Below are 16685 nucleotides of genomic sequence, written 5' to 3'. Positions count from 1 at the left end.
GACGGCATCCACGTAGGGATGCCCAGCGGGGACCGAGGCAAGCGTTATCACGAAGTACCAATCGAAAAGTGGCGGCAGGACATCGCCATCTACTAGACGGTTGCTCGCACCGCAGGTATAGCACGCCAATCGCGAATCTAAACTCGTGAAATGCAGCACGATGGAAGGACCTGGCACTACCGCCAGTTCTACCGACATCCCGACGCCGAGCGGCCCTCATCGCTGCCCCTGTGGCTGGTGATCGGGAACTGTCAAGCCGAGGCGCTGCGTCAGGTGCTCGATACCGTGGCGGACCGGCCGTATCGCACTGTGCTGGTGCCCCCTGTGCACGAGCTGACCGCTGCGGACCTGCCCCATCTCGACGCCCTGCTCGGCGAAGCCCAGGTGCTGGTCAGCCAGCCGATCAGAGCGAACTACCGCGACCTGCCCCTGGGTACCGACGAGATGGCCGGGCGGTTGCCCGCGGGCGCCCGCGTGGTGCGCTGGCCCGTCATCCGATACGCGGGGCTCTACCCGTTTCAGGCGATCGTGCGCCGTCCGTCCGACCGGTCGATCACGCCGCCCGGGGTGCCCTACCACGATCTGCGCACCGTCGTCGCGGCGCGGTCGGGCCGGGCACCGGAGAACCCGTGGGACGTCGACGTCCCCGCCGACCGGTTCGTCGCCGCCGCCGAGGCGAGCCGGGCGACGCTCGCGGCGCGGGAACGCCGCGACACCGACGTGGCCGTGTCCGACGTATTCGCCTCGTGCGGTGCCGACGCCTGCCACGTCATCAACCACCCCGGCAACCCGGTGTTGATCGAGTTGGCCCGACGGGTGCTCGACGCCGCAGGCGTCCGGCTGCCGGTGGGCGCCGTCGATCGCACTCTGCTCGGATCGGTGTACGCGCCGCTGGAGAGCCGTGTGCTCGACGCGCTGCGCGTGAGCGCACCGGCCAGGACCGACTGGACGCTGGAGTCGCGACGGTTGTCCATCCAGGACGTGCACGAGATTCAGATGCGGTGGTATGCGGACAACCCCGACTTCCTCGATCTGGCCGTCGAACGCCACGGCGAGATGATGGACATCCTCGGTCTGCCGACGGGTAGGTCGGCCAGGTGACGGCGGCCGTGATGCACCTGGCCGTCGGCCCCGCCCGGCACGGCGTCGTCCGCTTCGGCATCGAACTCGACGAGGCGTTGCGCGCGACGGACGTCGACACCCGGTTGGCCCGTTGTGTGCCAACCGATCTGGATTCCGGCGTGCACGTCCAGTTCACCGATCGCCTGTTCGGCCGGACCGCCGCCGAGGCCGCGACGTCGATCGTCGAACTCGCCGCGCGAGTTCGCGCTGCGGGCCACCGCGTCACCGCCACCCTGCACGACCTGCCCCAGCCTTCGGACGGCACCCACTTCGCCGGACGCGCGGAGGCGTACCGCAAGATCTGTGCAGCCGTCGACGCCGTGGTCGTGAGCAGCGCCCACGAGGCGATGCTGCTCGACGAAGTGGACGCTCGGCCGCCCGAAGTCGCCGTCATCCCGCTGCCGCTGGCGACTCCGGCCGCGCGCCCGTCGCGACCACCCGCGCAACCCCCGTCCGTCGGCGTCTTCGGCTACCTGTATCCCGGCAAGGGCCACGACGACGTGCTCGCGGCGATGACCGCCGTGCCGCGAAACGTGTGGTTCATGGCCATCGGGGAGCCGTCGCCGGGGCACGACGATCTCGTCGAATCACTGTCGGAGTCCGCCCGGCTCGTGCGGCGGCCGTTCGCCGTCACCGGTCACGTCCCCCGGCACGCTCTGCGGGCGACGCTGCAGGCGATCACCGTTCCGGTGGCCCACCATCGGCACGTCTCTGCGTCCGGTTCGCTCAACAGCTGGATCGCCACCGGTCGCCGGCCGCTCGCCCCGGTCGGTCGCTACACCAGCGAGATCGCGGAACGCAACCCTGGTGCGCTGCTGCTGTACCCGGATGATCCGGCGGGCCTGGCCTCGGCGATCGCCTCGGCACTCGCCCGCCCCGACTCGACGTGGCTGTCGCCCTCGACGGTGTGCGAGCCGTCGGTCGCCGGGGCGGCGCAGCGCTACGCCGAGGTGCTGGCTGCGTGGCACCCGTGACGTTGCCGCTGAACGACGGCCGGGTGACGGTTCCGGCCAACCGGTGGGATCTGCTCGCCGACCGTGACCCGCACCCCGTGCGAATCGCCGTCGTGATCCCGCACTTCCAGCAGCAGCGCGAACTCGAGCTGACGCTGGGCGCGCTAGAGTTGCAGGACTACCCGCTCGAACTCGTCGAGGTCGTGGTGGCCGACGACGGTTCGGCCGAGCCGCCGCGGGTGCCGGAGTCGCCGCTGCGGATCACTGTGATCCGGCAGGAGGACCGCGGATTCAGGGCCGCGGCAGCGCGCAATCTCGGTGCGGCACAGACGAACGCGGACGTCCTCTGCTTCCTGGATGCCGACACCGTGCCCGAGCCGTCCTACCTGCGCCGGATCAGCAGGCTGCCGTCGATGCTCCCCGACGCCCTGGTGGTCGGGCGCCGCAGGCATGCCGACCTGGCGGGATGGACGGCGCGGCGGTTGCCGTCGTGGTGGACGGGCGAAACCGCTCCCCCGGTACTCGAGGAGCCCCGCTGGCTGTCCGACGAATACCGCGACAGCTGCGACCTGCTGCGCATCGACCATCGTTCCTACCGCTACGTGATCAGCTCCGTGATGTGTTGCAGCCGAAACCTCTTCGTCGACGTGGGCGGGTTCGACGAGTCGTTCGTCGGGTACGGCGGCGAAGACTGGGAATTCGCCCACCGCGCCGTGGTCAACGGCGCCGTGTTGCATCACGCCCGCGATGCGGTGGCGTGGCACGACGGCGCCGACTGGGGCGCCCGTGACGTCGCCGACCGGGCTGCGGCGAAGAACCAGGAGGCGCTGGCGGTGGCACGCCTGGTCACCGACCCCGATGCCCGCCGCTCCGGACTGCACTACGCCGTGCCCGACGTCGCCGTCGAGGTGGACACCACCGGGCACGCAGCCGGGTCCCTCGTCGCCACGCTCGGATCGCTGCTCGCTCTCGACGTCGGCATCTGGCTCGTCGGGGAGCAGGCCGAATCGCTGCTTCACGAACTGGGCGTTCAGGATTCGCGGATCAACGCCGGCCAGATACCCGAATCGATAAGGCGCCGGTGCCGGTTCACGATCTCGACCAGCGGCAGGCCGGTGCTGTCGCGCGAGGCCGTCGCACGACTGATCGAATCCTGTGCCCGGCCCGGCGTCGGCTCGGTACGCGTCACCGGTGACGGTGCCGCACTTCTGATTCGGGCGTCGTGGGCGGCGAACCGGGCGCGGCGCTGGACGTCGGGCCCGGTACGGCTGACCGACTCGGCAGACGTCGATCGAATCGGCGAGAACGTGGTCCTGGCCGCGGAGTCGGTGGGATTGACCTCCGCCGATCCCCACACCAGTCTGGCGTGGTGAGCGGCCGGGCTCAGCCGCGCTCGACGGTGTTGCCGGTCCCCGACGTCGTGACCTCCGGTTCGCCCTGGCGGTACACGACGCGATTGTCGAACCCCGACACGGAGATCTGTGGTGAGGCGTCGATCGTGACCACGTTGTCGATGCCGGAGACCGACACGCTCGCACATCGCCCGGTGATGACGACGGTGTTCTCCACACCGCTGATGCTGACGAGGTGGTCGTCGCAGGCGAACGCCTTGTCCTCGCCGATGCCTGCGATGCTGACGTTGGTCCCCGGCGGCGGCGCCGGATCGGTTCGCGGCACGATCGGTGGGACGAAGATGTTGGTCCGGCTGGGGTTTCGCGCCTCGCCGTCACGGTCGGTCGAGACGTCGACGGGCCCCTCCGTCAGGGTGGCACCACCGCCGGCCACCGTGGGCGGCGACGGCCTGAGCATCAGGAACAGCGTGACGCCGCCGGCGATGAGCAGCGCGAGCACGCCGATGACGACCGGGACCACGCCGGCCCCACCGTGCGCTCGGGGCGGTGCCGCCGGCGCGTGGAAGACCGCGTCCCCGGTCTCCGGGTAGGGCAGCGCCGGAGGCTGGTGGTACGCCCCCGGTGGCGGTGGCGGGTGCGGTCCCGACGGCGCCGGGATGTACCCGTAGGCCGAATGGTCGTGCGCCGAACCGAGTTCCGACGTGCGGGCGATGTCGCTGAGCGGCTGCTCGAGCGCTCTGATGCGCGCTTCCGGATCTTCCTCGCGGTCCATTCCCAACTCTCCCATCTACAGCACCTTGGAGAGGAACTCCTGCAGCCGTGGGTGTTTCGGGTTGTCGAACACCTCGGCTGGCGTGTCGTCCTCGACGATGTTGCCGTCGGCCATGAAGAGCACCCGGGAGGCGACCTCGCGCGCAAAACCCATCTCGTGGGTGACGACTACCATGGTCATTCCGCCGGACGCGAGTTCGCGCAGCACCTCGAGGACGTCACCCACCATCTCGGGGTCCAGCGCGCTGGTGGCCTCGTCGAACAGCATGATCGACGGGTTCATGGCCAGTGCGCGGGCGATGGCCACGCGCTGCTTCTGCCCGCCCGACAGCGTGGCGGGTTTGACGTGCGCCTTCTCGCCGAGGCCCACCTGCTCGAGCAGTTCCAGCGCCCGCTTCTCCGCTGCGGCCTTGTTCATCTTCTTCGTCAGCAGCGGTGCCAGCGTGACGTTCTCGATGACGGTCATGTGCGGGAACAGGTTGAAGTGCTGGAACACCATGCCGATGTGCTGGCGCACCTCGTCGAGGTCGACCTTGGGATCGGACAGGTCGAAGTCGTCGACGATCACCGTGCCGCCGGTGATGTCCTCCAGTTTGTTCAGGCACCGCAGGAACGTCGACTTGCCCGACCCCGACGGCCCGATGACGCACACGACCTCGCCGTGCTTGACCGTGGTGTCGATGCCGTCGAGGACGACCAGTTCGCCGAAGGACTTCTTCAGCCCCTCGATGCGGATCTTGACCTTGTCCTTCGGCTCGGTGGCCGCGGCCTCGGGTACCAGCTGGCTCATTTCACGATTCTCTTCTCTACCTGGTCGGAGAGTTTGGTCAACGCCATGATGACGATGAAGTAGATGATGCCGACGATCAGCCACATCTCGAAGGCCTTGTAGTTGCCCGCGATGATGATGCGGCCACTTTGGGTGAGTTCGGCGATGCCGAGCACGGACAGGATCGAGGTGTCCTTCAGCGTGATGACGAACTGGTTGATGTAGGACGGGATCATCGTCCGGATGGCCTGCGGCAGGATCACCTTGCGCATCGTCGGCAGGTATCCGATGCCCAGGCTGCGGGCGGCTTCCATCTGCCCCTTGTCCACCGAGAGGATGCCGCCGCGGACGATCTCGGTCATGTAGGCGCCGGCGTTGAGCGACAACGTGATGATGCCCGCGGTCACCGCCGACATCTGGAAGCCCAGCGCCGTGGGGATGCCGAAGTAGATGAAGAACGCCTGCACGATCAGCGGTGTGCCGCGGAAGATGTCGACGAAGGTGGTGCCGATGGCTCGTAGCCAGATCGAGCGGGACACCCGGGCCAGCCCGAAGACGATGCCCAGGATGAGTGCGAAGAAGATCGACGAGACCGTCAGGATGACGGTCATCTTCAGACCGGCCAGCAGCATTGGTGTCGTGCTCTTGATCAGCCCGAAGAACGAGCCGTCGCTCGCGGCGGCACCCTCACCGAGGTAGGTCGACAGGATCTCGTCGTAGCGACCGGACTCCTTGAGGTTGTTCAAGCCGGTGTTGAACTTCTGCAGCAGTTCGCCGTTCTGGCCCTTGTTCACCGCGAACCCGTAGCCCGTCGGGTCCTCCTTGGGCGTCACGGTCTTGAACCCGTTGCCCTGCTGTATCGCGTAGAGCAGCACCGGATAGTCCTCGAAGGCCGCCACCGAGTTTCCGGTCCGCACCTCGTCGAACATGGTCGAGGAATCGGCGAACGAGACCACCTCGAACCCGTACTGGTCCTTGATCGAGTTGGCGAACTCCGCGCCCTGGGTCCCGTTCTTGACCGAGACGCGCTTGCCGCGCAGATCGTCGTAGGACTTGACGTCCTCGTTGGACTCGAGGACGGCCATCTGAATGCCCGACTCGAAGTACGGTTCGGAGAAGTCGAAGACCTTCCGCCTCTCGTCGGTGATCGACATCCCGGCGATGACGCCGTCCACCTGATTGGCCTGTACCGCTTGCAGGGCCGCGTCGAAGCCGAGCGGCTTGATGTCGACGTTGAACTTCTGATCCTCGGCGATCGCCCGGATCAGGTCCATGTCGATGCCGACGAATTTGCCCTGCGCGTCCTGGAATTCGAACGGTGCGAAGGTCGTGTCGGTGGCGACGACGTAGTTCTCGCCCTCGGCTTTCGCGTCGGGCGCCGCGAGCGTGGCGGCGCCGAGCGCGCCGAGCAGGAGTGCCGTCACGACGACCACGAGACCGCGTGTCGATCGTCGTTCGTCCACTTCGCGGCCCCGCAATGGCCAACCGGTTCGCATGCTGATCTCCCATCTGGCCCGGGATCGGGCAGTCACACGCTAGTCGGGCGGCGGCATTCGTCACGCACGTTTCGGCCGACGTGCGCCGTGGGCGCACTCCCGGCGATCTCCAGCCAATCTCCACACGACCTCCATGCACCGTCGCCCGGTCCGCGACAGCATCGACGAGAGACAGATCGGGACCGCACGACGGTCCACCCCGACAAGGAGACACATCATGAAGACCACCATCATCCGGGCCACTCTGACCGCGACCGCCGCTGCAACGGCACTGATGCTCGCCCCGGCGTCTCCTGCCGCAGCCGCATCGTCGGCCGAACTGACCATTGCTCAGCTCGAGGCGCAGGGCTTCGACGTGAAGGTCAACCGGATCGGCAGTGCGCCGCTCGACGAGTGTGACGTGACCGACGTGCGCAACGGCCGCGAGCAGAAGCGCTTCGAGCGCATCGGGGACGACCTGATCGAGGTCGTGTTCAAGCGGACCATCTCGGTGTCACTGGACTGCTCGCGCTGACCGCCACCGAGTTTCCTGTCTACTGCGGCGACGCCTGGGCCGACGGTACGACGGTGAGCCGCAGCGCCGCGGCGGTCAGCGGCCCGACGACGCCATCGACGTCGAGGCCCGGCGTGCGCCGCTGGAACTCGCGCACCGCCGCTTCGGTGGCCGGGCCGAACACGCCGTCGATCGCCAAGTCTCCCGCGTACGACCGGTAGGCGTGCTTGAGCCGGCGCTGGAGTTCTGCGACCAGCTGCCCGGTCGAGCCCCGCTCCAGCAGCACGGCTGGCGAGACGTCGCCGAGTCGTCGGCCCACGTCCTCGCGGAGGACGTTCATGTCGATCGCGCCGGGGTCCCACTTTCCTTGTGATCGGCCCGCGTATTCGCGATGCCCGATGGTGCGGGTGACGGGAAGCCCGAGTCGACGGTGAATCGCGGCGCAGCATCGAATGAGCGCGGAATATTGTGCGTCCGGCCAATTCTCACGGTGTGGCGCGGTGGGACTCGTCCCGCTGTTGGCACATTCGATCCCGATCGTGTGCCGGTTCCCGCCGTTCGTCGGCAGCCAGGGATAGCGGCCTGCGCCCGCGTGCCAGGCGACCCCGGCGGCGACGACCGTGACGGTGCCGTCGCGCGCGACGTGTAGTTGGGACAGCGGACCCCTCAGGTCCGGCCGACCCTCGGCGATCGATGCGGCAGTGGCCCGGTCCGATCCCGTGTGATGGACCATCACACCTCGGACGTCTGCGAAGTCGCCGTGCCCGCGGGTGCGCCACCCGGGGTACTCGACGACGTCGACGTCCTCCATCCGCAGGCAGTCGGCGATCCAAACGGGGTTCACCCCTCGCCCTCCTTCCCTCGGCGACGGTCAAGGGTAAGTGTCGGCGGCTCGGGCACGCGAAAGGCGGCCGTGCGAACGAATCGCACGGCCGCCTCTCGCGGTTGGTTCGGTCTCGACCGACCCTGTCGGAGACTTAGCCCCGGTTGAACAGGTTGCCGATGCCGCTCAGCAGGCCGTTTCCGGCCTGGCCCAGCTGGCTGATGGCGTTGGTGCCCGCCGTGCCGACCTGGGTCTGACCGTTCTGGACGGCGGTGCCGGTCTGCGAGATCGCGTTGGTACCGGCGGTGCCGACCTGGATCTGGCCGTTGGAGACCGCGGTGCCCGTCTGCGAGATCGCGTTGGTACCGGCGGTGCCTACCTGGATCTGGCCGTTCGAGATGGCGGTGCCCAGCTGGGTCAGGAAGTTGGTGCCCGCGTTGCCCACCGAGGTGGTGGACGACACCGAGCTGCTGCCCGGGGTGAACTTGTTGCCGTTGTTCGTCACGGTGTTCTGCAGGTTGTCGGCACCAGCCGTACCCGCGCCTGCGAGGGCGAAGCCCGTGGCGAGTGCAGCAGCACCGCCGGCGACTGCCACGCCCGACACGATCTTGCGTCCGATGAATCCACTCATGAGATGTCCTCCCTGTCAGCAACGGTGTTGTTGTGTGTCCCGAAGTTACCACTGCATGGGCGTCGGAAACATTAACGACGGGAAAAACCTTTGGTTTCTTTTCGGATTCGTGACCATTCTTTGGTTTGCCACTGGCAAAGGAATGCCGCAAAACCCGTCTGGACCACGCTGCGAGTAACGACTTCGGGGCCTCGACGCCATCGCCGAAACCCGCCGACCACCCCCGCCACAGAGGTGAATGAGCTGCACGAACCGGTCGTATTGCCAGTCCAGGACGCACGTGTCGTTGGTCGAGGAGGGTGGCGCACACGCGGGCGCGTCGGCGACGCCGCGAATACCCAGCTACCTGGCTTTCGAGACCGGGAATGGGCGGTTGACTTTGCCGCTAGCAATCGTCGAGGCGGCACAGGAGGGTTATCGCGAGTGTTTTATTTGACGTGTCCGTAAAGTTGCCACAGGCAAACGTCAGCAAACTGTCACGAAGTGCTTCGCGTCGGATGCGCCGTACCGCCGAGGCGCTCCCCGGGCGTTGCACCCGGACGGTGCGCCATCGACCGACGCCAACTGCCGTCCGCCCGGGCCGGCCGCACGGCGTTTGGCACCCAAAACCCGCACTGCACCACCCCTGCAGGGCCTCCGGGTTTGCTGCAGTTTGCCAGCAGCTATCGCTCACCAGCCCCCCGGAGGGCGCTCACGCCCCGCCACGGCCTTCGCAGAGATGGCCCATGAATCGAGGCCAAGCTACCTAGAGACGATCGCCCGGGAAATGGCCACCGGATCACCTTCACCCATCTCGGCGGATTCGCGAGGCAAGCACGGCGTCCACCGAGGACCATCGCACCGTGACGGCGAGCCATGTCATTGTCGGAACGTGCTTTTCGCTGATCTTGAGCACATACCCGCGACGTGTGCGCGGCGCTGTCCACCGGCCTCGGGGACCTGCTGGACGAACTCGACGTCGGGCAAGAGGGGTTCATCGTGGCTGGCAAACCCACCTGAGCGGCCCCGAAAATGTGCCATGCGAAAATTTTCTGGCTTCGGTGGTTTGAGTCACATGGCGCCAGGTTACTTCTAGGAGGTCTTCACAACCGTTGCTGCAAGGGAGTAGCTCATGGCTCACACACACATTTCATTCGGCCGCAGGATCATGTCGGGCGTGGCAGTCGCCGGAGGCGCCGCGGCGCTTGCGACGGGAATGGCGCTGGCCGGCGCCGGAACCGCTGCTGCGGACAATCAGCAGAACGTGCTCACCGGAGACGGGAACAGGTTCGCACCGAGTTCGGGCGTCTCGGCAGCAGCCGCCGACCCGGGCACGAACTTCCTGACCAACGTCGGCACCGCGATCTCGAACGCGCAGATCCAGCTCGGCACGGCAGGCACCAACGCGATCTCGCAGACGGGTACTGCCATTCAGAACGGCCAGACCCAGACCGGAACCGCCGGCACCAACGCAATCTCGCAAACCGGGACCGCCATCCAGAACGGCCAGACCCAGGTGGGCACCGCAGGCACCAATGCGCTCACTCAGCTGGGACAAGCCTGGAACGGCTTCCTGAGCGGCATCGGGAACTTGTTCAACCGGGGCTGATACGGCAACGAAAGACGGTCGGCTGCGCGAGATCCATTCGCGCAGCCGACCTTCCGTTGGTGCGCCTCTTGCCCGGTCGGGGTGGCAGGGCTTTGGCCCAGCTAACCTTCGTCCAGGTTTACGCTGGTCGCAACAGCAGCGCGGTAGGGGAATACGCGTCAAAGCGAGAAGGTGGGTCGGCGGCCCTTGAGCGGACAGTCGCCGCGGTGGCAGACCGCCGCACGGATGCTCCGGCGCTCGGGCTTCGGCGCCACGGGGCCGCAGATCGACGCCCTCGTCGGGCGCGACTGGTCCGCACACCTCGACGTCGCACTCGGCCTGGACCCGGACCGCGATCCGGGCGCCGTGGCCACACCCCGACCCACCCCGGTCACGCCACCGCTTCCGGGCAACGGCGCCCGTGCCAGTGATCTCGACGCCTTCACCGACACGCTGGCCGCGCAGATGCACGAACTCACCTCGTGGTGGGTCCGCCGCATGGTCGCAGTCGAGGAACCCGTGCACGAGAAGTTGACCTTTCTCTGGCACAACCACTTCGCGACGTCGGCGCAAAAGGTGCCCGTCGCCGAGTGGATGGGTCAGCAGAATCAAACGCTGCGCACGCTCAAACTGGGCGACTTCCGGACACTGGCCGTGGCGATGCTGTCCGACGCCGCGATGCTGTACTGGCTCGACGGCGTGAGCAACACCGCCGCGCGGACCAACGAGAACCTGTCGCGCGAGTTCATGGAACTGTTCACGCTCGGACACGCCAACGGCTATTCCGAGGTCGACGTTCGTGAGGGCGCCCGGACGCTCACCGGCTGGTACATCGGGTACGGCGGCAGCACGCGCGTGGCGTACGGCTTCCACGACGGTGCGACGAAGACGATCCTGGGCCGCACCGGCAACTTCGACCATGCCGAGTTCTGCGACGTCGTGCTCAGCCAACCTCAGTCCGCGGCGTTCGTCGCGGGCAGGCTGTGGCGGCAATTGGCGTCCGACGAGCCCGCGTCGCCCGCGACGTTGAGCCGCCTGATCGCTGCCTACGGTCCCCGCCGCGACCTGCGTGCGTTGACGAAGGCGATCCTGCTCGATCCCGAATTCGCCTCCGCGACGGGGACGATGGTGTGCTCGCCGGTCGAGTGGACCGTCGGAGTGATCCGCTCACTCAAGGTGCCTCTCGTCGACCCGCACCTACTGGACGCCATCCTGATTGCGCTGACCGTGATGCGGCAACGCCCCTTCTACCCGCCGGACGTCAACGGGTGGCCCCACGGCCCCGCGTGGTTGTCCACGATCGGCACGGCAGCGCGTGTATGGGCGGCGGAGAAGTTCGCCAGCCTCGGAGACCTCTCCACCGTCGAGCAGGCCGCGCGCACCGACCGCGTCGACGCCGTCGGCTATCTCATCGGCGTCGGCGGCTGGACCGATCGCACCGCCGCGGTGCTCGACGGCCTGGCCGACGACCCTCGGCGCATGGTCGCGGCCGCCGTCAACAGCCCCGAGTATTTGACGGTGTAGCCGCGATGCCCGAGATGAACCGTCGCAAGTTCCTGATCGCCGGAGCCGGCGTGGGTGCCGCAGGCCTGTTGTCGGGCGTGGCAGCGGTGTCGCTGCCCGACCTGCTCGACGCCGGCCGACAGCGGCCGATGCCGGAGAAGAGCGGGATCCTGGTGATCGTCACCCTCTACGGTGGCAACGACGGCATCAACACCGTGATCCCGTACGCGGACAACGCCTATCACGATGCACGGCCCGACCTCGCGTACGCGCCGGGTGAGGTGCTGCCACTGGACGGGCAGCTGGGCCTGAACCCGGGCCTGACGGGAATGGCGGAGCTGTGGCGCCGCAAGCGTCTGGCGATCGTGCGTGGCGTCGGCTACCCCAACCCGGACCGCAGCCACTTCCGGTCCATGGACATCTGGCAGACGGCGTCGCCCAACGACGCCGTGCCGACGGGCTGGATAGGACGGTGGCTGGACGCCAGCGGCGACGATCCCCTGCGCGCCATCAACGTCGGCGCCGTCCTACCGCTGATGGCAGTCGGCGAGAAGCACGTCGCGTCCGCGCTGTCCGAAACGATCCCCCGCATCCCGATCGACATCGCGGACACCCTCAGCGCCATGGCGGACGACGATCCCCGCGACACCCCTGCGATGCGGGCGGTGCGGCGGACGTACCGGGCGACGAGGGTCACCGAACCCGAATTCGGCAGGGTCATCAAGGGCGTCGATCCCGCGACGGCGGGCCGCAGCGCCGACGTCGAATCCCTCTCCGCCCAACTGGACGTCGTCGCGCGATGCGTCAAGGCTGCCGTGCCGACCCGGGTGTACATGGTCTCCCTCGGGGGGTTCGACACCCACGCCGACGAACGAGGCACGCAGGAGGAACTGCTCCGCACCCTCGATGATGCGCTGACGCCGTTCCTGGCCCAGATGCGCACCAACATGTACGGCCGCAACCTGGTGGTGATGGCGTACTCCGAGTTCGGTCGGCGCGTGGCTGCCAACAGCTCCCAGGGCACCGACCACGGCGCGGCGGGTCCGGTCTTCCTGATGGGCGCACCGGTGAAGGGCGGCTTCTACGGCGACGAACCCAGCCTGACCGACCTCGTCGACGGGGACCTGAAGACCACGACGGACTTCCGCGACGTCTATCACGAACTCCTGAGCAAGACGCTCAAGACGGATCCCGTCCCGTCGGTGGGGCTCGGCCGACGGGACATTGGTTTCCTCTGAGCAGGCTTCCTCTAAGCCGCCGTGGTGCAGCCCTTCTCGGACACCGACCCGCATGCGAGCAATCCTGCGTCCGCCGTGGGCGCAGGCGTCGGCGCGAAGTCCGGTTGCTCCGGCGGGAGCAGCGGGAAGATCCGGGCGCCGGTGACGCCGGTCAGGAACGCGACGATCTGCGCGGGCACGTTGGTCGCGACGTAGAGGCCGTCGAACACCGCGTCGAACGGCAGCAGGAGGAAGCTCGGCAGCCCCGCGCCCAGATCGCGCTTGAGTTCCAAGACGTAGTACGGCACCGTCGCGAACACGGTCCGCGCACCCAGGGCGATGTTCGTGATCAGGTCCGGATAGTCGTTGTCGGCGATCGCATCCCGGAGCGCCTGGACCAAGTCGTCGGGCAGTTCGTCACCGGCTGCGAGCGACTGCAGCGTCACGCCGTCGGAACCCGCCCTCGGCGTCCCGCCGAACAGGCTCACCACCGTGGGCGTGGTGTCGACGATCTCGTACTCCAGGTTGACGTAGCCGTCCTTGAAGTCCGGACCGTCGGCGATGACGAAAGTCTCTGTCTCGGCTGGCGATTGGAACCCATGGCCGAAGCCGACCTGCGGCTGGTGGCCGTGATCGGTGACGACCATGATGGTCCAATCCTCGCCGGTGGCCAACTCCCGCGCCGCGACGGCGTCCATCATTTCGCCGAGGTTGTCGTCCATGTTGCGGATGGCGTCCTTGTACTGCTGTGACGCGCCGCCGTACAAGTGGCCGTTCTCGTCCACGCCCACGAAGTACGAGAAGAGGAAGTTGGGTGCGTCGGCGCCCGAGATCGCGTTCACCGTCAGGTCGGCGACGGCGTCGTCGGTCAGCAGCCAGTCCCTGTCGCCCTCGAGTTGGGCGACGTAGAGGTTCTCGTCGACGGGGATGGCGCCTGCGCCTGCGATGCCGTTGATGACGTTCCAGTTCGCGACCGTCATCGTCTGGATGTCCCGGTCGATCGACTCGAGCTGGGTGAAGACGGTCGGCCACGTGTCGTACGTCCACGGCGTGAACACGTTGTTGATGACGCCCGTGCGCTCGCCCCAGACCCCGGTCAGGATCGACGTCCACGACGGGTTGGAGATCGTGGTGTGGCCGACGATGCTCGACGCGGCGGTCGTGCTGGTCCCCATCAGCTCGAGGAAGTTCTGGTTGTAGTCGTCGGCGAGGATCCTGCTGAGGTTGGTGCCGTCGATGCCGATCACCAGCACGCGTTGCTTGGTGGGGTCGGCGACGAGGGTGGTGCCCTGCTGGGGCGCGGCCTGGCGCTGACCCAGGATTCGCTCGAACTCGTTGCGCACCAGGGAGAGTGCCGCGGACAGGAACGGAATCTGGATGGGCGAGTTCTCTGCGGCGTCGAGCAGCGGCTGCAGCACCGCGGCGACCAGCTGGGTCACCGCGGTGATCAGCGTGCGCGGCTGCTGTGGCACCGCAGGCGCAGCGGCCGCCAGCGACGCTGTCGTGGTGGACGATGCGGCCCGCTGGGTCGAGGGTTGACTCGTCGACAGCGCCGTCATCGCCGATGTCGCGACGGTCTGCACCGGTGCGGGAGGGTCGAGGGCGACAGGGGCGGTCGACGACGTCTCGGGTGCCTCGGCGGCCACGGATACGGCGGGCTGGGCCGGTGCCGCCTGCTCCGGCTGCGGGTTGGTGTCGTCGTCCTTGGCGGGCTCGTCGAATGACGGCTCGGTTGAGGCGTCCGTCATCTCAGGGGGTTGGACGTCGGCAGGCTCGGGGACAGTGGGTTCGACGGTCGACGGATCGACGGCCGGGTTCGGTGCGCCGGCGGCATCGGACGCCTCGTCGGTGATGCCCCCAGTAACGGGGGCGTCGGCGGGAGCGTCGGAGTCTGCGGAGTCGTCAGCGTCCGACGTATCGTCGGACGGGCTCTGTGACGTGCCCGGGTCCGACGCCGAGGCGGAATCGCCCGACGTGCCGTCGGCCGGCTTCGACGAGCCGGCTGCCGACCCGCCCGCGGACGTCCCTCCCGACGTCCCCGAAGACGAGGTCCCAGAAGCGGGACCCGACGAGGAGGAATCCGACGCCGACGAGTCCGACGACGAGCCACCGGCGGGGTCGGCGTATGCGATGCCCGGCGTGGAAGCCACGGCGACGCCGACGCCCAGTGCCACCGCCAACGCTCCGACGCGGCCGACGTGCCTTGCGTAACCCATCAACGATTCCCTTCGTCTACGCGCTCACTTGGCCGAAAATTACGCGTCGCCGGCCGCTGGTGCCGGGAAACGGCGATTTGATCTTCGGTGCGAACGAAGGGAGGCCGCGGGTCGCGGCTAGACGCGACCCGCCGCGAAGGCGGCCGCCTGCGCCACCATGCCGTTGGCCGGGTAGGCGTTGTGCGCCGCTGGGTCGAGCCCGCCGGAGCAGATCGGGTCGTTGATGGCGCAGAGATCGATCGTCTTCGACACGAACGCCGAGCCCAATGGCACGTACGGCTGGCCGATGAGGAACAGGAACCGCTGGTTCGGCTTGCCGAAGAGCGCCACCGCGTCGACGCGATCGGCGACGTCCGGCGGCAGCGGGGCGGTGGTGCCGTAGGCGAACGAGTTCGGTGGCACCGCAGCCGCGTCGGCGGTCACCAGTTGGGCGACCGCGGCCCCCTGGGAGAAGCCGCCGAGCACGATGCTGGTGTCGGGGCAGTCCGCCGCGACCTGACGGATGTGAGCGCCCGCGTCGTTCACGCCGACCACCGCCGTGGGCCAGTTGTCGGTGGCCGGATAGTCGACCGAGTAGAGGCCGACCGTCTTGTCCCCGACCTGGCCACGCAGCGAGTCCGTGAAGCTCTGCCCCACGAAGCCCGGACCGACGGGCTCCGTGGTGCCGCGGGCGAAGACCACCTCGACGTCGGAGCAGGAGGCGGCCGACGACGTTGCCGTTGCGATCGGGAGCAGCGTCGCGGTGCTTCCGACCACTGCAGCGGCGACGAAGCTGGACACCCGGTGAAAGTTAGATCGGCGAATCATCAGTCCATGGTGGCATAGCTCCGTGTCGATGGAAGGCACCCAAGGACGCCCCGAACTGTCACGGCATGGCATTTGGTTGCGATGGTCAGCCCTACGGTTAGCCAAGCTATGGGAGATCTTGGCCTAAGTGTCCAATAACGGCTGCCAGCAGTTCTTTTGCCACCGTCGTCTGGAAGCCGGTGTTGCGGAGTGGTTTATCCGCTGTTTGCCAGGGAAGTAGTACGACGCAAGTGAGTGTGAGCGGACGCGCTCGAGCCCGCTGACTTGCGAACACACCTGCAAACACGCACACCCAAGGAGCAATCAATGCGCAAGCAACTCGTGATCGGCACTACCACCCTCGCCCTGATGTTCGGAGGCGCGGGCGTCGCCAACGCCACTGAGTTTGCGAACCCCGCACCGACGACGACGATCGTCGCGGCAGAGACCCAGGAAGACGACGGCGACAACACGGGTCTGTGGGGCCTCGCAGGCCTGCTCGGATTGCTCGGACTGGCCGGCCTCAAGCGGCGCAAGGACGTCGACCACCGCGTGGTCGCCAATCCCAACCCGAACGTGAACCCGCCTCGCGTGTAACACGTGAGCCAGCAGAACCCCCGTCCGCGCCTCGCGCCGGCGGGGGTTTTGGCGTGCCGGTGCGGAATTGGCGGTCACCGGGCCGGATCGAGCGGGGTGAGGGTTCATACCCCCCTAGGGGTGTATCGCGGTACCCCTGCGCGGTGGTCGACTGAAACCAGGCCGAGCATCCCGCTCGACACCAAAGAGCGCACCAGGTGCGCGAATAGGAAGGCCATCGCCGTGATCGTTCTCGGAATCATCCTGCTCCTCGCAGGTTTCATCCTCAAGATCTCCATCCTCTGGACCATCGGGATCATCCTGGTCGTCGTCGGCCTCGTCCTGACCGTGCTGGGTTCGATGGGCCGAGCAGTCGGCGGCCGTCGCACCTACTACTAGCCATCGCTCCG

At 67.7% G+C, this 16685-nt stretch carries 17 protein-coding genes; 10 read left to right on the top strand and 7 right to left on the bottom strand.

Annotated features, from left to right (window positions below):
- The first annotated feature begins 150 nt into the window (after positions 1–150).
- The 3 genes from G6N61_RS26250 to G6N61_RS26240 are packed head-to-tail and all read left to right on the top strand — an operon-like array spanning position 151 to position 3448.
- The gene (locus G6N61_RS26250; protein ID WP_163923242.1) at positions 151–1101 is read left to right on the top strand and encodes a WcbI family polysaccharide biosynthesis putative acetyltransferase; all 951 of its coding nucleotides are present in this window, start codon (positions 151–153) and stop codon (positions 1099–1101) included.
- Positions 1098–2096, top strand: a complete 999-nt coding sequence (locus G6N61_RS26245; protein ID WP_163923239.1) for a glycosyltransferase family protein — start codon at positions 1098–1100, stop codon at positions 2094–2096. The genes G6N61_RS26250 and G6N61_RS26245 overlap by 4 nt, the downstream gene beginning before the upstream one ends.
- Positions 2084–3448, top strand: a complete 1365-nt coding sequence (locus G6N61_RS26240) for a glycosyltransferase (RefSeq protein WP_235887313.1) — start codon at positions 2084–2086, stop codon at positions 3446–3448. The genes G6N61_RS26245 and G6N61_RS26240 overlap by 13 nt, the downstream gene beginning before the upstream one ends.
- A gap of 10 nt (positions 3449–3458) precedes the next feature.
- Here the strand turns inward: G6N61_RS26240 and G6N61_RS26235 are convergent, their stop codons facing one another.
- The 3 genes from G6N61_RS26235 to G6N61_RS26225 are packed head-to-tail and all read right to left on the bottom strand — an operon-like array spanning position 3459 to position 6463.
- Positions 3459–4214: a DUF3060 domain-containing protein gene (locus tag G6N61_RS26235; protein ID WP_163923236.1), complete on the bottom strand. Its 756-nt coding sequence runs from the start codon at positions 4212–4214 to the stop codon at positions 3459–3461.
- On the bottom strand, positions 4215–4988 hold the full coding sequence (locus G6N61_RS26230; RefSeq protein WP_163923233.1) for an amino acid ABC transporter ATP-binding protein: 774 nt from the start codon (positions 4986–4988) through the stop codon (positions 4215–4217). It lies immediately after the preceding gene.
- Entirely contained in the window at positions 4985–6463 is a 1479-nt protein-coding gene (locus G6N61_RS26225; protein ID WP_163923230.1) for an amino acid ABC transporter substrate-binding protein/permease, read from the bottom strand. The genes G6N61_RS26230 and G6N61_RS26225 overlap by 4 nt, the downstream gene beginning before the upstream one ends.
- 217 nt (positions 6464–6680) lie before the next feature.
- On the opposite strand from G6N61_RS26225, the gene G6N61_RS26220 reads away from it, so the two are divergent.
- Positions 6681–6977, top strand: coding sequence for a hypothetical protein (locus tag G6N61_RS26220; protein WP_163923227.1), 297 nt, complete (start codon positions 6681–6683; stop codon positions 6975–6977).
- A gap of 19 nt (positions 6978–6996) precedes the next feature.
- On the opposite strand, the gene G6N61_RS26215 is transcribed toward G6N61_RS26220, so the two are convergent.
- Together G6N61_RS26215 and G6N61_RS26210 are read right to left on the bottom strand one after the other, a co-directional pair.
- Positions 6997–7767, bottom strand: a complete 771-nt coding sequence (locus G6N61_RS26215; protein WP_163925120.1) for a peptidoglycan recognition protein family protein — start codon at positions 7765–7767, stop codon at positions 6997–6999.
- A gap of 166 nt (positions 7768–7933) precedes the next feature.
- Positions 7934–8410, bottom strand: coding sequence for a hypothetical protein (locus G6N61_RS26210; RefSeq protein ID WP_163923225.1), 477 nt, complete (start codon positions 8408–8410; stop codon positions 7934–7936).
- A gap of 1156 nt (positions 8411–9566) precedes the next feature.
- On the opposite strand from G6N61_RS26210, the gene G6N61_RS26205 reads away from it, so the two are divergent.
- The 3 genes from G6N61_RS26205 to G6N61_RS26195 all read left to right on the top strand — a co-directional run bounded on the left by G6N61_RS26205 (position 9567) and on the right by G6N61_RS26195 (position 12718).
- Positions 9567–9998 (top strand): hypothetical protein, encoded by a 432-nt coding sequence (locus tag G6N61_RS26205; RefSeq protein WP_163923222.1) that lies wholly within the window; start codon positions 9567–9569, stop codon positions 9996–9998.
- A 186-nt stretch (positions 9999–10184) separates the two neighbouring features.
- Positions 10185–11501, top strand: a complete 1317-nt coding sequence (locus G6N61_RS26200) for a DUF1800 domain-containing protein (RefSeq protein ID WP_235887312.1) — start codon at positions 10185–10187, stop codon at positions 11499–11501.
- Positions 11502–11506: 5 nt separating this feature from the next.
- The gene (locus tag G6N61_RS26195) at positions 11507–12718 is read left to right on the top strand and encodes a DUF1501 domain-containing protein (protein WP_163923219.1); all 1212 of its coding nucleotides are present in this window, start codon (positions 11507–11509) and stop codon (positions 12716–12718) included.
- A gap of 11 nt (positions 12719–12729) precedes the next feature.
- On the opposite strand, the gene G6N61_RS26190 is transcribed toward G6N61_RS26195, so the two are convergent.
- Positions 12730–14445, bottom strand: coding sequence for an alkaline phosphatase family protein (locus G6N61_RS26190; protein ID WP_163923214.1), 1716 nt, complete (start codon positions 14443–14445; stop codon positions 12730–12732).
- A gap of 34 nt (positions 14446–14479) precedes the next feature.
- On the opposite strand from G6N61_RS26190, the gene G6N61_RS26185 reads away from it, so the two are divergent.
- On the top strand, positions 14480–14908 hold the full coding sequence (locus G6N61_RS26185) for a hypothetical protein (RefSeq protein ID WP_163923211.1): 429 nt from the start codon (positions 14480–14482) through the stop codon (positions 14906–14908).
- 122 nt (positions 14909–15030) lie between these two features.
- Here G6N61_RS26185 and G6N61_RS26180 read toward each other — a convergent pair whose 3' ends face one another.
- Positions 15031–15720 carry a cutinase family protein gene (locus G6N61_RS26180; protein WP_163923208.1) on the bottom strand — a complete coding sequence of 230 codons (690 nt, stop codon included), beginning with the start codon at positions 15718–15720 and terminating at the stop codon, positions 15031–15033.
- 306 nt (positions 15721–16026) lie between these two features.
- Here G6N61_RS26180 and G6N61_RS26175 point away from each other — a divergent pair, with 306 nt between their 5' ends.
- Both G6N61_RS26175 and G6N61_RS26170 read left to right on the top strand, forming a co-directional pair.
- Complete coding sequence (locus G6N61_RS26175; protein WP_163923204.1) at positions 16027–16296, top strand: WGxxGxxG family protein; 270 nt, start codon at positions 16027–16029, stop codon at positions 16294–16296.
- 222 nt (positions 16297–16518) lie between these two features.
- Positions 16519–16674 carry a DUF6131 family protein gene (locus G6N61_RS26170; RefSeq protein WP_170314492.1) on the top strand — a complete coding sequence of 52 codons (156 nt, stop codon included), beginning with the start codon at positions 16519–16521 and terminating at the stop codon, positions 16672–16674.
- Positions 16675–16685: the final 11 nt, after the last annotated feature.

This window comes from Mycolicibacterium arabiense, assembly GCF_010731815.2.
Lineage (GTDB): Bacteria > Actinomycetota > Actinomycetes > Mycobacteriales > Mycobacteriaceae > Mycobacterium > Mycobacterium arabiense.
Note: the sequence above shows the minus strand (reverse complement) of the source record. Positions and strands in the feature narration are given on the sequence as shown.

Coding starts and splice junctions, on each gene's coding strand:
- G6N61_RS26250 (WP_163923242.1), top strand. CDS start 151: ATGCAGCACGATGGAAGGACCTGGCACTACCGCCAGTTCTACCGACAT.
- G6N61_RS26235 (WP_163923236.1), bottom strand. CDS start 4,214: ATGGGAGAGTTGGGAATGGACCGCGAGGAAGATCCGGAAGCGCGCATC.
- G6N61_RS26230 (WP_163923233.1), bottom strand. CDS start 4,988: ATGAGCCAGCTGGTACCCGAGGCCGCGGCCACCGAGCCGAAGGACAAG.
- G6N61_RS26225 (WP_163923230.1), bottom strand. CDS start 6,463: ATGCGAACCGGTTGGCCATTGCGGGGCCGCGAAGTGGACGAACGACGA.
- G6N61_RS26220 (WP_163923227.1), top strand. CDS start 6,681: ATGAAGACCACCATCATCCGGGCCACTCTGACCGCGACCGCCGCTGCA.
- G6N61_RS26215 (WP_163925120.1), bottom strand. CDS start 7,767: ATGGAGGACGTCGACGTCGTCGAGTACCCCGGGTGGCGCACCCGCGGG.
- G6N61_RS26210 (WP_163923225.1), bottom strand. CDS start 8,410: ATGAGTGGATTCATCGGACGCAAGATCGTGTCGGGCGTGGCAGTCGCC.
- G6N61_RS26195 (WP_163923219.1), top strand. CDS start 11,507: ATGCCCGAGATGAACCGTCGCAAGTTCCTGATCGCCGGAGCCGGCGTG.
- G6N61_RS26190 (WP_163923214.1), bottom strand. CDS start 14,445: ATGACGGACGCCTCAACCGAGCCGTCATTCGACGAGCCCGCCAAGGAC.
- G6N61_RS26180 (WP_163923208.1), bottom strand. CDS start 15,720: ATGATTCGCCGATCTAACTTTCACCGGGTGTCCAGCTTCGTCGCCGCT.
- G6N61_RS26175 (WP_163923204.1), top strand. CDS start 16,027: ATGCGCAAGCAACTCGTGATCGGCACTACCACCCTCGCCCTGATGTTC.